This is a genomic window from Pseudoxanthomonas mexicana, from assembly GCF_010093385.1.
Lineage (GTDB): Bacteria > Pseudomonadota > Gammaproteobacteria > Xanthomonadales > Xanthomonadaceae > Pseudoxanthomonas_A > Pseudoxanthomonas_A mexicana.
Map to the genome: position 1 here is coordinate 1 of NZ_PDWV01000076.1, position 12,725 is coordinate 12,725.

At 67.9% G+C, this 12,725-nt stretch carries 14 protein-coding genes; 8 read left to right on the forward strand and 6 right to left on the reverse strand.

What is annotated here, in order from left to right; genetic code table 11:
- Window positions 1-50: 50 nt before the first annotated feature.
- Window positions 51-413: a hypothetical protein gene (locus CSC76_RS17720; protein WP_238395080.1), complete on the reverse strand. Its 363-nt coding sequence runs from the start codon at window positions 411-413 to the stop codon at window positions 51-53.
- A gap of 9 nt (window positions 414-422) precedes the next feature.
- Entirely contained in the window at window positions 423-1,205 is a 783-nt protein-coding gene (locus CSC76_RS17725; RefSeq protein WP_162111284.1) for an enoyl-CoA hydratase/isomerase family protein, read from the reverse strand.
- 162 nt (window positions 1,206-1,367) lie between these two features.
- Between CSC76_RS17725 and CSC76_RS17730 the strand changes: the two genes are divergently transcribed.
- From CSC76_RS17730 to CSC76_RS17740, 3 genes are all read left to right on the forward strand, one after another.
- A complete protein-coding gene (locus CSC76_RS17730) occupies window positions 1,368-2,069 on the forward strand; it encodes an FKBP-type peptidyl-prolyl cis-trans isomerase N-terminal domain-containing protein (protein WP_162111285.1) in 702 nt (233 codons plus the stop codon).
- Between the two features lie 99 nt (window positions 2,070-2,168).
- Window positions 2,169-2,972 carry an NUDIX hydrolase gene (locus CSC76_RS17735; RefSeq protein ID WP_162111286.1) on the forward strand — a complete coding sequence of 268 codons (804 nt, stop codon included), beginning with the start codon at window positions 2,169-2,171 and terminating at the stop codon, window positions 2,970-2,972.
- Complete coding sequence (locus CSC76_RS17740; RefSeq protein ID WP_162111287.1) at window positions 2,969-3,826, forward strand: sulfurtransferase; 858 nt, start codon at window positions 2,969-2,971, stop codon at window positions 3,824-3,826. The genes CSC76_RS17735 and CSC76_RS17740 overlap by 4 nt, the downstream gene beginning before the upstream one ends.
- A 9-nt stretch (window positions 3,827-3,835) precedes the next feature.
- On the opposite strand, the gene CSC76_RS17745 is transcribed toward CSC76_RS17740, so the two are convergent.
- Window positions 3,836-4,612, reverse strand: coding sequence for an enoyl-CoA hydratase/isomerase family protein (locus tag CSC76_RS17745; RefSeq protein ID WP_162111288.1), 777 nt, complete (start codon window positions 4,610-4,612; stop codon window positions 3,836-3,838).
- A 38-nt stretch (window positions 4,613-4,650) separates the two neighbouring features.
- Here CSC76_RS17745 and CSC76_RS17750 point away from each other — a divergent pair, with 38 nt between their 5' ends.
- Window positions 4,651-5,094, forward strand: coding sequence for a copper chaperone PCu(A)C (locus tag CSC76_RS17750; RefSeq protein WP_162111289.1), 444 nt, complete (start codon window positions 4,651-4,653; stop codon window positions 5,092-5,094).
- A 36-nt stretch (window positions 5,095-5,130) separates the two neighbouring features.
- Here CSC76_RS17750 and CSC76_RS17755 read toward each other — a convergent pair whose 3' ends face one another.
- A complete protein-coding gene (locus tag CSC76_RS17755) occupies window positions 5,131-5,562 on the reverse strand; it encodes an acyl-CoA thioesterase (RefSeq protein WP_162111290.1) in 432 nt (143 codons plus the stop codon).
- The gene (gene uvrA / locus CSC76_RS17760) at window positions 5,559-8,504 is read right to left on the reverse strand and encodes an excinuclease ABC subunit UvrA (protein ID WP_162111291.1); all 2,946 of its coding nucleotides are present in this window, start codon (window positions 8,502-8,504) and stop codon (window positions 5,559-5,561) included. Before uvrA ends, CSC76_RS17755 begins: the two co-directional genes overlap by 4 nt.
- Before the next feature lie 417 nt (window positions 8,505-8,921).
- On the opposite strand from uvrA, the gene rplU reads away from it, so the two are divergent.
- From rplU to cgtA, 3 genes are all read left to right on the forward strand, one after another.
- Entirely contained in the window at window positions 8,922-9,230 is a 309-nt protein-coding gene (rplU, locus tag CSC76_RS17765) for a 50S ribosomal protein L21 (RefSeq protein ID WP_055935657.1), read from the forward strand.
- A 12-nt stretch (window positions 9,231-9,242) separates the two neighbouring features.
- Window positions 9,243-9,503 carry a 50S ribosomal protein L27 gene (gene rpmA, locus CSC76_RS17770; RefSeq protein ID WP_055935654.1) on the forward strand — a complete coding sequence of 87 codons (261 nt, stop codon included), beginning with the start codon at window positions 9,243-9,245 and terminating at the stop codon, window positions 9,501-9,503.
- A gap of 127 nt (window positions 9,504-9,630) precedes the next feature.
- Window positions 9,631-10,683, forward strand: coding sequence for an Obg family GTPase CgtA (gene cgtA, locus CSC76_RS17775; protein ID WP_162111292.1), 1,053 nt, complete (start codon window positions 9,631-9,633; stop codon window positions 10,681-10,683).
- Between the two features lie 125 nt (window positions 10,684-10,808).
- Here the strand turns inward: cgtA and rpsT are convergent, their stop codons facing one another.
- A complete protein-coding gene (gene rpsT, locus CSC76_RS17780) occupies window positions 10,809-11,078 on the reverse strand; it encodes a 30S ribosomal protein S20 (RefSeq protein WP_162111293.1) in 270 nt (89 codons plus the stop codon).
- 127 nt (window positions 11,079-11,205) lie between these two features.
- On the opposite strand from rpsT, the gene murJ reads away from it, so the two are divergent.
- Window positions 11,206-12,725: murein biosynthesis integral membrane protein MurJ (gene murJ / locus CSC76_RS17785; RefSeq protein ID WP_162111294.1), on the forward strand; the 1,520-nt coding region annotated here is incomplete at its 3' end.

The window sequence follows — 12,725 nt, forward strand, 5'->3', positions numbered from 1 at the left end:
CAGTTCCACCACTTCATCGCGCTTCAGGGTGGGACTCCGGCGGGGCGGGGTCATGGTTTCGAACGCTCCGCGGCCCTGGCGCGCGCGCGCTCCAGGATGGCGGCTGCCGCGGCCGGCAGGGCTGGCCTGGCCGGGGCTACGGGGTCGGCGGGCATGGCCGCGATGCGTCGTGCCTCGCGCTCGGCGGCGCGCCGCTCCAGTCGTGCCTGGCGCTGCCGATAGCGTGAGCGTGCCGCCCACGCCGTGCGCAGACGGGTCTGCGCCTGCGTGATCGCCTCGGCCCGTGCGGGATCGGTGCCGTCGACAGGACAGGGCGCCCACGCCATGAGGCCCGTCTCCAGCGCGGCGTCGACCTCATCGCTCGCCAGCAGGAAAGCCAGGCGCTGAGTCCTTTCGCAAGCGGGGCAGGGCACGGACACGACTCAGCGGCCGGTGAAGGTCGGCTTGCGGCGGTCCATGAACGCGCGCGTGCCTTCGCGCATGTCGTCGGTGGCGAACATCAGGCCGAACTGCGCGGTCTCGTACTGCAGGCCTTCCTCGATGCCGCATTCGCCGCCGATGTTGACCACGTCCAGCGTGGCACGCAGGGCCAGCGGAGCCGACGCGGCGAGTTGCGTCGCCACTTTCAGGGTTTCGGCCTCCAGCTCGGCGGCCGGCACCACGCGGTTGACGATGCCCAGTTGAAGCGCGCGCTCGGCCGTCACCGGCGCGCCGAGCAGGCACAGTTCCAGCGTGGCGGCGCGCCCGGCCAGGCGCAGCAGGCGCTGGCTGCCGCCGAAGCCGGGGATCAGGCCCAGGCCGATCTCCGGCTGGCCCACCTTGGCGGTATCGGCGGCGATGCGCAGGTGGCAACCCATGGCCAGTTCCAGCCCGCCGCCCAGCGCGAAGCCGTTCACCATCGCCACGACGGGCTTGGGCAGGGTCTCGATGCTGCGCATCAGCCGTTGCCCGCGCAGTGAGAAGTCCCGCCCCTCCGTGGGCCGCAGGTCCGCCATCTCGGCGATGTCCGCCCCCGCCACGAAGGCCTTGGGACCCGCGCCGGTCAGGACCACGACGCGCACGGCGTCGTCCGTCGCCGCGGCATCGAAGGCCGCCTGCAGGGCGTCCAGCGTGGCGGCATTGAGGGCGTTGAGCTTGTCGGGGCGATTGACGGTGATGCGGCGGATGCCATCGGCATCGGCAACCAGGACGAGAGGGTCGGACATGGGTTTTCTGTGGCTTTTTGTAAAAATTGGGTAAAGAGGGAACTCCCCCGGAAACGCCCGGTCAGAGTCGCCTGTCGTCAGTGGCGGTTAAGCGCCCCGGCGGCTATCCTAGCGCGTCCATTCCAGGCGGTATGCCGCCGCCCTATCCCGGAGACTGTGTTGATGAAGTTGCGTTCGTTAGTGGTCGCTGTTGCGGCATTCGCCATGGCCGGTGGCGCCCTGGCCCAGGACGTCTCGTCCGAGAAGGGCAAGTTGAGCTACTACTTCGGCTACGACTATGGCAACAACCTGGCCGAGCTGACCGCACGCGGTGAGCAGCTGGACATCAACTCCGTGGGGAAGGGCCTGCAGGACGCGTACGCCAAGCAGAAGCCGGCGCTGACCGCCGAGCAGCTGAAGCCCGCACTGGAAGCCTTCCAGAAGCGCGAGCAGGCCCGCGCGCAGCAGGCCAAGGCCGAGTACGACAAGGTCGCGGCCGAGAACAAGACCAAGAGCGACCAGTTCATCGCCAGCTTCAAGGCGCAGCCGGGCGTGAAGACCCTGCCGGGTGGCGTAGCCTACAAGGTGCTGGAAAACGGCACCGGCGCCAAGCCGACCCAGGCCAGCACGGTCGAGCTGCAGGTGGCCGGCGCCTATCCGTTCGGCCAGCGCCCCAGCGAGGCGCGCCCGCCGCAGCAGATGAAGGACGTGAAGGTCAGCGCCATCGAGATGCAGGCCATGCGCGATGTGCTGCTGCAGATGCCGGTCGGCTCGAAGTGGGAAGTCGCCCTGCCGCCGGACAAGGCCTACGGCGCCGATCCGCGTACCGGCTTCCCGCCGAACGTGGCGGTCGTGTTCGAGATCAAGCTGGTCAGCGCGAAGTAATTCCCGCCCGATCGGTTTTCCCCTGCGCCGGCCTTGTGCCGGCGCAGTGCTTTCCGCGCAGGCGAACGTTCCGCGCTACCCTGCGCAGGTGTGAGACGAATGAATACCGCTTTCCGTGCCGTGCTGAGTCCCTGCATCGGCGTGTGCACGCTGGACGACGATGGGCTTTGCGAGGGTTGTCTCCGCACCACCTCGGAGATCGCGCGCTGGTCGCAGATGAACGATGACGAACGCCTGCGGTTGATGGAACACGTGTTGCCCGGTCGGGAACGCGCGCGCGCGCCCTGGGCCGACCGGCTGCGCGAAGGCGAGCTGTTGCGGCGCGCACTGCATCCGCTCGGAGCGGTGCCTGGTGCGCCGGGCTGGAACCATGAGGAGCTGATCGACCTGTTGCCGCCCGGGCAGCTGGCCGAAGCCGCCGTGCTGGCCGGGCTGGTGCCGCGCGCGGAGGGAACCCAGGTGCTGTTGACGCGCCGCACCGACGGCCTGCGCCATCATGGCGGGCAGGTGAGCTTTCCCGGCGGCCGCGTTGAGCCCACCGATGCGGGTGCCGTGGCCGCCGCCTTGCGCGAGAGTCATGAAGAGATCGCGCTGCCCGCCACGCAGGCGGTGCCTCTCGGATTCCTGGACCCCTTCACCACCATCAGCGGCTTTCGCGTGGTGCCGGTGGTGGCGGTGATCGATCCGTCGTTCGTGCCGCAGCCCGAGCCCAATGAGGTCGCCGACGTGTTCGAAGTGCCGCTGGACTACCTGCTGGCGCCGGACAGTCTGCGCCGGGTGGAAGTGGATTACCGCGGTCGGCGTCGGGTGGTGCTCGAGTATGGCTGGCCGGGGCAGCGCATCTGGGGCGCGACGGCCGCCATCCTGTTCAACCTGCGGGAACGACTGGAGCGGAGCGCATGAACTGGACCACCCTCGTCGAAGCGGCCGACCTGGCGCGTGCCCTGGGCGACCCGGCATTGCGGGTGGTGGATGCGCGGTTCGTGATGCTCAACGCGGCCCCCGACGCCGGCCGCACGGCCTACGCCGAAAGCCATATCCCAGGCGCGGTCTACGCCGATCTCAATCGAGACCTGTCGGACCTCTCGAAGGTCGGCGAAGGGCGGCATCCGTTGCCCGACAGCGAGGCTTTCACCCGCCGGCTGGGCGAATGGGGCATCGGGCCGTCACACCAGGTGGTCGTCTACGACGCGGGTGACGGCAGCATGGCGGCCGCCCGCGCCTGGTGGTTGCTGAAGCTGCTCGGTCATGCGCGCGTGGCGGTGCTCGATGGCGGCCTGGCCGCATGGCGGGCCATCGGTGGCGAAGAGACCAGCGCGCGTTCGGTGCCATCGCCGGTGGCGGGCTACCCGGCGCGCTTCGAGGCGCGCCACGTCGTCAGCGCCGGTGAGGTCGCGGGGCGGCTGGTTGAGGACACGGGCTGGCTGTTCGATGCGCGTGCCGCCGAACGCTTCCGTGGCGAGGTGGAGCCCATCGACCCGGTGGCAGGCCATGTGCCGGGTGCGGTCAACCTGCCATTCGTGCAGACGCTCCGCGATGGCCGTTTCAAGCCCGCCGCGGAACTGCATGCGCTGCTGTCGGACAGGGTGGGCGATCGTCACCCCTCGGACAGCGTGCTGATGTGCGGGTCCGGCGTCACGGCGTGCCACCTGCTGCTCGCCTTCGAGCATGCCGGCCTGCACGGTGCGCGGATCTACCCGGGATCGTGGAGCGGCTGGATCAGCGATCCTGCGCGACCGGTCGCGCGCGGCGACTGACGCGCCGCGCTACTTCTTCAGCTTGTCCACCAGCGCGCGCAGCGCCGCCTGCGTGTCCGGCGCATGCCAGGCATCGACGAAGCGTTCGAGCTGGATGAGGGAAGGATCCAGCGCCTCCACCAGGTCGCGGCGGGCCAGCGCGCGCGTCTGCAGCATGGGCTGGTGCGGCAGGCCCAGCAGGTGCTGCAACCAGACCACGGCGCGCGCGACGACGTTGTCCTGGTCCGCCAGTTCATCCACCAGGCCGATCTCGAGCGCCCGCTCGGCGGCCACCATCTCGCCCGCCACCAGCAGGCGTTCGGCGCGATACGTGCCCACCACGCGTCGCATCAGGCGCTGGATGCCTTCGGGCACCACCAGCCCCACCTGGGTTTCGTTCAATCCCAATGCGAAAGGCCGCGCTGGATCGGCACTGCGCGCCATCACCCGATAGTCGCAACACAGGGCCAGCACGCAGCCGCCCGCCGGGGCGTGGCCGGTGATGGCGGCCACCACGGGCACTCGCGATTCGGCCAGGGTGCGCGCCGCGCCGAAAAAGGCCTGCCAGGCATCGAGCAGCGCCTTGCGGTCGTCGCCCAACGACATCAGATAGGGCACATCCATGCCGGCGGAGAAGATCTTCGGGTTGCCGGCCAGCACGATGCCGCGCACGCCTTCATCGAGCGCCCTGTTGAGCGCATCGATCAGGGCGCGGCACAGGTCCGTATCGAGCGCGTTGACGGGCGCGCGCGCCAGGCGGATTTCGCGGATGTCGCCATGGTCGGCGGTTTCGATAAGCGCGCTCATTCACCATCTCCCTGAGGTCAGGCCATTATCATAGGCGCATGAACCGATCCGTCGTGACGACCCTGCTGCCGGGACTGTTGTTAGCCGCCTCGATGCCTGCCGTCGCGGGCGATTGCCTGCCGAAGGTGGAGGATGCGTGGATCCGGATGCCGCCGGTGGCGATGCCGATGATGGCCGGCTTCGCCCGGATCGAGAATCCGTGCTCTTCGCCCGCGGCCGTGGTCGGCGCGGAAAGCCTGGCCTTCGCGGACGTGTCCCTGCACGAAACGCGCCAGGAAGAGGGCATCAGCCGGATGCGCGAGGTCGAGCGGTTGCCTGTCGCGCCCGGCAAGGCCGTCGAACTGAAGCCGGGCGGGCTGCACCTGATGCTTCATGGTCCCTACCAGCCGCTTGCGGCAGGGGAAAAGACGGTGATCACGCTGAAGCTGGCGGACGGACGCGCGCTGCCGGTGCAGTTCGAGGTGCGCAAGTCGGCTCCCTGAGCCGGTGGGCTCGCTCCTACCGGGAGCGGGCGTGCGCTATGACTCCGACACCGCCCGGATCGCTGCCGGCAGCGGTGCGCTATGGCCGGTCTGCGTGTCCATCCAGACCACCACCACGTTGCCGTCCGAATAAAGCACGCTGTCGTCCTTCGCCGACACGATGCGGTGGCCGATGGTGACGCTGCTGGTGCCCAGGCGATCCACGTACAGCTCCACCACCACGTCGTTGGGCCACGTCAGCGGTCGCTTGTAGTTGATGTTGTTGGCGGCCACGACCGGCGCGATGCGGTCGGTCATGGACACATCCGGCACCGTCAGCATCCAGCGCACGCGCGCTTCCTCCAGGTATGAGATGTACTTGGCGTTGTTCACGTGGCCCATGCTGTCCATGTCGCGCCAGCGTACGCTGATCGGGATCTTCGCCAGCAGCTTGCGGCCGGCGGCGTTGGCGTCGTGCGTCGAACTCATCGTGCGGCCTTCTTCGTCGTAGTCTTGGTGGTTTTCTTGGTGGCCGACTTGCGCGGCGGCAGGACGTCGGGTCTGGCCACGGCAGCGGGCTTCGTGGGCTTGGGTGCCCTGGCCGCGGGCAGCAGCTTGGCGAGGAAGCGGCCGGTATGCGATTCCGGATGCGCCGCGATCTCTTCCGGCGTGCCGGTGGCCAGGATGCGGCCTCCACGGTGGCCGCCTTCCGGTCCCAGGTCCACCACCCAGTCCGCGGTCTTGATGACGTCCAGGTTGTGCTCGATCACCACGATGGTGTTGCCCTCGTCGCGCAGCTTGTGCAGGACGGCCAGCAGGTGCTCGATGTCGTGGAAGTGCAGGCCCGTGGTCGGCTCGTCCAGGATGTACAGGGTGCGGCCGGTGTCGCGGCGCGAGAGTTCCTTGGACAGCTTCACGCGCTGCGCTTCGCCGCCCGACAACGTGGTCGCGCTCTGGCCCAGCTTGATGTAGCTCAGCCCCACGTCCATCAGCGTTTCCAGCTTGCGCGCGATCGACGGCACCGGCTCGAACAGGGTCAGCGCATCCTCGACGGTCATTTCCAGCACGTCGTTGATGTTGTAGCCCTTGTAGAGGATCTCCAGCGTCTCGCGGTTGTAGCGCTTGCCGTGGCAGACGTCGCAGGGCACGTACACGTCGGGGAGGAAGTGCATCTCCACCTTGATCATGCCGTCGCCCTGGCAGGCCTCGCAGCGGCCGCCGCGCACGTTGAAGCTGAAGCGCCCCGGCGAGTAGCCGCGCGCGCGTGCTTCCGGTACCTGAGCGTAGAGTTCGCGCAGCGGGGTGAACAGGCCGGTGTAGGTCGCCGGGTTCGATCGCGGGGTGCGACCGATCGGCGACTGGTCGATGTCCACGACCTTGTCGAACAGGTCCAGGCCTTCCACCTCGCGATACGGCGCCGGCTTGTGCGAAGCGCCATTAATCTCGTTGGCGGCCAGCGCGTACAGGGTGTCGTTGATCAGCGTCGACTTGCCCGAGCCGGACACGCCGGTGATGCAGGTGAACAGGCCCGACGGGATGTCGAGATCGACGTCCTTCAGGTTGTTGCCGGTGGCGCCGCGCAGGTGCAGCGTCATCTTCGGGTTGGCCTTGTGACGCGCCTTCGGTACTTCGATCTGCCGTTTGCCGGAGAGGTACTGGCCGGTCAGCGAGCGCGGCGCCTTCAGCAGATCGTCCAGCGTGCCCTGGCCGACGATCTCGCCGCCATGCACGCCAGCGCCCGGGCCGATGTCGAGCACGTAGTCGGCCATGCGGATGGCGTCTTCGTCGTGTTCGACGACGATCACCGTATTCCCCAGGTCGCGCAGACGGGTCAGCGTGCCGAGCAGGCGCTCGTTGTCGCGCTGGTGCAGGCCGATGCTCGGCTCGTCCAGTACGTACATCACGCCGACCAGGCCAGCGCCGATCTGCGAGGCCAGTCGGATGCGCTGCGCTTCGCCGCCGGACAGCGTGTCGGCCTTGCGCTCCAGGGTCAGGTAGTCCAGGCCCACGTCGACCAGAAAGCCCAGCCGCTCGGCGATTTCCTTGACGATCTTCGCGGCGATCTCGCCGCGCCAGCCGGGCAGGTCCAGGCCGCGGAAGAAGGCCAATGCTTCGTCGACGGGCAGCACGACCAGCGAAGGCAGCGGGCGGTCGGCCACGAACACGTTGCGCGCGGATTTGTTCAGGCGCGCGCCGCCGCAGTCGGGGCAGGGCCGGTCGCTGATGTACTTCGCCAGTTCCTCGCGCACCGCGGGCGATTCGGTCTCGCGATAGCGACGCTCCAGGTTCGGCACGATGCCTTCGAAGCGGTGCTTGCGCTGCGTGCGACCGCCCGATTCGGTGAGGTAGGTGAAGGTGATGACGTCTTCGCCGCTGCCGTACAGCACTGCCTGCTGCACCTTCTCCGGCAGGGATTGCCACGGTGCGTCGGTGTCGAACTGGTAATGCTTGGCCAGCGAGGCGATCAGCTGGAAGTAGTAGGCATTGCGGCGGTCCCAGCCGCGCACGGCACCGGCCGCCAGCGACAGCTCCGGGTGCACAACCACGCGCGCCGGGTCGAAGAACTGCGCCACGCCCAGACCGTCGCAGGTCGGGCAGGCGCCGACCGGCGAGTTGAACGAAAACAGGCGGGGCTCCAGTTCGGGCAGCGAGTAGTCGCAGACCGGACAGGAGTACTTCGACGAGAACAGCAGCGGCGAGGATTCGGGCTGGTCCAGCGACATGACCTGGGCCATGCCGTCGCCCAGCTTGAGCGCGGTCTCGAAACTTTCCGCCAGACGTTGTTTCAGGTCCTCGCGCGGACGGAAACGGTCGATCACCGCTTCGATGGTGTGCTTCTGGCGCAGCGCCAGCGCCGGCACGGCGTCGATCTCGTACAGCTCGCCGTCCACGCGCACGCGCACGAAACCCTGCGCGCGCAGCTGGTCGAACACCTGGGCGTGCTCGCCCTTGCGCTCGCGGATCACCGGCGCCAGCAGCATGTAGCGCTGCTCGCCGTCGAGCGCCAGCACCTGGTCCACCATTTGGCTGACCGTCTGCGCCTCCAGCGGGTAGCCGTGATCCGGGCACCGGGGCAGGCCGACGCGGGCGTACAGCAGGCGCAGGTAGTCGTAGATCTCGGTGATGGTGCCGACGGTCGAGCGCGGGTTGTGGCTGGTGGACTTCTGTTCGATCGAGATCGCCGGCGACAGGCCCTCGATGTGGTCCACGTCGGGCTTTTCCATCACCGACAGGAATTGCCGGGCGTAGGCCGACAGCGATTCCACGTAGCGGCGCTGGCCTTCGGCGTAGATGGTGTCGAACGCCAGCGACGACTTGCCGGAGCCGGACAGGCCGGTGATCACGATCAGCTTGTCGCGCGGCAGGTCGAGATCGATGTTCTTGAGGTTATGGGTACGGGCTCCGCGGATGCGGATGAAGTCCATGGCCATCGGGTGGGGGATCCGGAAAGCGAACAAGGAAGCGTAGCGGCCCGTCCAGATGGGGGCAAATAGCCCCGGTATCCGGGCAGGGGTACGCGGCTGCAGGGTGGGGTCAGGCGGACAACGGGCGGGTGCCGCACGCGGCGACGGACCGCCGTAATGCGGACGAATGGGGGATGGAGGCAAACGGCTGCAGGGACAGAGGTTTGGGCAAGTGCATGATTTTCAAGGGCGGAGATCGTCGCCTGGGCGCAAGCCGGTCAGTCTGCGGCGGCTCCGAGGGCGGATTCCGTCCGCAATGGGTCCGTGGCCGTCCAAGTGAGGGGGTGGTTGACCCTAACCACATGAATCCACTAGAATTCCGCTTCTGTCCGCCCTCGATGGCAGGCAGACACCCAGAATAACTACAGAATCCAAGGAATCCACATGTACGCAGTCGTAGTCACGGGCGGTAAGCAGTACCGCGTGATGAAGGGCGAGACGCTCCGCGTCGAGAAGCTCGAAGCCGAAGCCGGCAACGAACTCACCTTCGACAACATCCTGATGCTGGGCGATGGCGAGACCATCAGCCTGGGCGACGCCCTGAAGGGCGCCACCGTCACCGCGAAGGTCGTCGGCCATGGCCGCGCCGACAAGGTGCGCATCATCAAGTTCCGCCGCCGCAAGCACCACATGAAGCGCCAGGGTCACCGGCAGCATTACACCGAAATCGAAATCACCGGCATCAACAAGTAAGGAGAAGCAGTCATGGCACATAAAAAGGGCGTAGGCTCATCGCGCAACGGCCGCGACTCCAACCCGAAGATGCTGGGCGTCAAGGTGTTTGGTGGCCAGGCGATCGACGCGGGCAACATCATCATCCGCCAGCGCGGCACCCAGTTCCATCCGGGTCCGGGCGTCGGCCTGGGTCGCGACCACACGCTGTTCGCGCTGGTCGACGGCAAGGTCGAGTTCTCGGTCAAGGGCGCCAAGAAGCGCCGCACCGTGAGCGTGGTGACGGAAGCCTGAGGCTCCGGTGATCCGCAGAGCGATACCGGAAAGCCCCGCTTCGGCGGGGTTTTCTGTTTGAAAGGCCGGGATCGCACATCCTGCTGTCAGACCAATCCCGAATCTCCAATTCCGAATCCCGGCTTTTATGAAACTCGTAGACGAAGCTGAAATCCTGGTCACCGCCGGCAATGGCGGCAACGGCTGCGTCGGCTTCCGCCGCGAGAAGTTCATTCCGCTGGGTGGCCCCGACGGTGGCGACGGTGGCAGTGGTGGCAGTGTCTGGCTGCTGGCCGACGAGAACCTCAATACCCTGGTCGATTTCCGCCACCAGACGACGTTCCGTGCCCAGCGTGGCGAGAACGGCATGGGCCGGCAGATGTACGGCAAGGCGGGCGAAGATCTGACCATCACCGTCCCGGTCGGCACCGTGGTCACCAACGTCAGCACGGACGAGGTGATCGGCGACCTGACCCGGCATGGCGACCGCCTGCTGGTCGCCAAGGGCGGCAAGGGCGGCCTGGGCAACATGCATTTCAAGAGCTCCATCACCCGCGCGCCACGCAAGGCGACGCCGGGCGAGGAGGGCGAGGAGCGCCTGCTGAAGCTGGAGCTGAAGCTGCTGGCCGACGTCGGCCTGCTCGGCTTCCCGAACGCGGGCAAGAGCACCTTCATCCGTGCGGTGTCGGCGGCGACGCCCAAGGTGGCCGACTACCCGTTCACCACGCTGTATCCGAACCTGGGCGTGGTCAGCGTGGAGGCCCACCGCAGCTTCGTCATCGCCGACATCCCGGGCCTGATCGAAGGGGCCGCCGATGGCGCCGGCCTGGGGGCGACCTTCCTGCGCCACCTGCAGCGGACCCGGCTGCTGCTGCACCTGGTGGACATGGCGCCGATGGAGGGGGGCGTGGAGGACATCGACCCCGTCGAGCAGGTGCGCGCCATCGAGCGCGAGCTCGAGAAGCACGACCCCGAGCTGCTGCAGAAGCCGCGCTGGCTGGTGCTCAACAAGGCCGACCTGATGTTCGAGGACGAGGCGAAGGAGCGCGCGGAGCAGATCGTTGCCAGCCTGGGCTGGACCCAGCCGTGGTATCAGGTGTCGGCGATCTCGCGCGAGGGCACCTGGCCGATCATGAAGGACGTGATGGCCTTCTTCGATCGGCAGAAGGAAGAGGCCGACGAGGCCGCCCGCGAAGGCTGATACCCGAAAACCCGCCGGAGGTGGGTTTTCCGTATACGTCCCCACGCGTGCCGCGCGCGGCAGACGGGCAAAAAGAAACCCGCCTTCCGGCGGGTTCCGTGTCTTCGCGTCCATGTACCGCCGGATCAGGCGGCCTGCAGCGCCTTGATGCGGGCGTTGAGGCGGCTCTTGTGGCGGGCGGCCTTGTTGCGGTGGATCAGGCCGCGCGAGCTCAGGCGGTCGAGGAACGGCTGGGCCGAGGCGAACGCGGCCTGGGCGCCGGCGGCGTCGTTGGCGTCGAGGGCCTTCAGGACCTTCTTGACGGCGGTGCGCAGCATCGAACGCTGACCGGCGTTGCGCGCATTGCGCACGACGGTCTGCTTGGCGCGCTTCTTGGCGGACTTGATATTGGCCACAGTGGGATTCCTGGTGAATACCTGAGAGAATTCAGGGGTTGAACGGAAGACGGATAATCGAGCCGGAAATTATGGGGCATTCAATGGGTTGCGTCAAGCCGGCGGTTCTGTCGGGGGATCCGTCGCGATGAGCGGAAAGCTCCTGCGCTCGGCCGCCGTCTTCAGCTCCATGACCTTCCTGTCCCGGCTGTCGGGACTGGTCCGCGACCAGGTGTACGCCAACGTCTTCGGGGCGGGCGGGATGATGGACGCCTTCTTCGTGGCCTTCCGCATCCCCAACTTCATGCGCCGGCTGTCCGCCGAGGGCTCGTTCTCGATGGCCTTCGTGCCGGTGCTGGCCGAGTACAAGGCCACCCGCAGCGCCGACGAGGTCAAGGCCCTGGTCGACCGCGTGGCCGGCACCCTCACGGCGGCCCTGCTGGTGCTGACCGCCATCGTCATCCTGCTGGCGCCGCAGCTGGCCCGCGTCATCGCACCGAACTTCGACCCGGCGCAGATGGCCATGTTGACCGATCTGCTGCGGGTGACGTTTCCGTATGCGCTGTTCATCTCGCTGGCCTCGCTGGTGGGCGCCATCCTCAACAGCTACCAGCGCTTCGCCATTCCGGCGCTATCGCCGGTACTGCTGAACCTGGCGATGATCACCGCCGCGCTGGCGGCCCGGGAATGGTTCGACAGTTCGGTGATGGTGCTGGGCTGGGGCGTGTTCGCCGCCGGCATGCTGCAACTGGCTTTCCAGCTGCCGTCCCTGGCCCGGCTGGGCCTGCTGCCGCGGCCCCGGCTGGATTTCGCCCATGCCGGCGTGCGCAGGATCCTGACCCTGATGGTGCCGACCCTGTTCGGCTCGTCGGTGGCGCAGGTCAACCTGCTGCTCAACACCTGGGTGGCCGCGCTGCTGGTCAGCGGCAGCGTCAGCTGGCTGTACTACAGCGACCGTCTGCTGGAGTTCCCGCTGGGCATGTTCGGCGTGGCCATCGGCACGGTGATCCTGCCGCACCTGTCCAGCCGCCATGCCGAAACCGGTCCGGACGGCTACTCGAAGGGGCTGGACGGGGGCTTCCGGCTCTGCCTGCTGATCGGCCTGCCGGCCTGCGCCGGCCTGATCCTGTGCGCCCAGCCGCTGTTGTCGACCCTGTTCCAGTACGGCAGGTTCGATGCGGCCGATGTCCGCATGGCCCGCTGGAGCCTCATGGCCCCGTCCATCGCGGTGCCGGCCCTCCTGCTGGTGAAGGTGCTGGCACCGGCGGTCTATTCGCGCCAGGACACCCGTACGCCGGTCAAGGCCGCCGTGGTGGCGGTGCTGACGAATGCCTTCTGCACGCTGCTGTTCTTCGCCGCCATGCTCTACGGCACCGAGCCGGGCCGACAGGCCCTGCAAGCTGCTGGCGGGGACCTGAAGCTGGCCCTGGGCCAGGTGCAGGGCGCGCATGCGCTGCTGGCCCTGGCCATCGCGGTGGCCGGGTGGGTGAACGCGCTGCAACTGGCCTGGCTGCTGCGCAAGGCGGGTGTCTACCGGCGGCAGCCCGGCTGGGGCCGGTTCCTGCGCCAGATCGGGGTGGCCACCGTGGCGATGACGCTGGTGGTGCTGGCCTTCCGCGTGCTCTGGCCCTGGGTCTTATTCAAATCTCCGAGGCCCCCAGGCCCCTT

Excerpts from the sequence above, each read along its gene's own strand:
- CSC76_RS17725 (WP_162111284.1), bottom strand. The coding sequence starts at position 1,205 with ATGTCCGACCCTCTCGTCCTGGTTGCCGATGCCGATGGCATCCGCCGC.
- CSC76_RS17730 (WP_162111285.1), top strand. The coding sequence starts at position 1,368 with ATGAAGTTGCGTTCGTTAGTGGTCGCTGTTGCGGCATTCGCCATGGCC.
- CSC76_RS17735 (WP_162111286.1), top strand. The coding sequence starts at position 2,169 with ATGAATACCGCTTTCCGTGCCGTGCTGAGTCCCTGCATCGGCGTGTGC.
- CSC76_RS17740 (WP_162111287.1), top strand. The coding sequence starts at position 2,969 with ATGAACTGGACCACCCTCGTCGAAGCGGCCGACCTGGCGCGTGCCCTG.
- CSC76_RS17745 (WP_162111288.1), bottom strand. The coding sequence starts at position 4,612 with ATGAGCGCGCTTATCGAAACCGCCGACCATGGCGACATCCGCGAAATC.
- CSC76_RS17750 (WP_162111289.1), top strand. The coding sequence starts at position 4,651 with ATGAACCGATCCGTCGTGACGACCCTGCTGCCGGGACTGTTGTTAGCC.
- CSC76_RS17755 (WP_162111290.1), bottom strand. The coding sequence starts at position 5,562 with ATGAGTTCGACGCACGACGCCAACGCCGCCGGCCGCAAGCTGCTGGCG.
- uvrA (WP_162111291.1), bottom strand. The coding sequence starts at position 8,504 with ATGGCCATGGACTTCATCCGCATCCGCGGAGCCCGTACCCATAACCTC.
- rplU (WP_055935657.1), top strand. The coding sequence starts at position 8,922 with ATGTACGCAGTCGTAGTCACGGGCGGTAAGCAGTACCGCGTGATGAAG.
- rpmA (WP_055935654.1), top strand. The coding sequence starts at position 9,243 with ATGGCACATAAAAAGGGCGTAGGCTCATCGCGCAACGGCCGCGACTCC.
- cgtA (WP_162111292.1), top strand. The coding sequence starts at position 9,631 with ATGAAACTCGTAGACGAAGCTGAAATCCTGGTCACCGCCGGCAATGGC.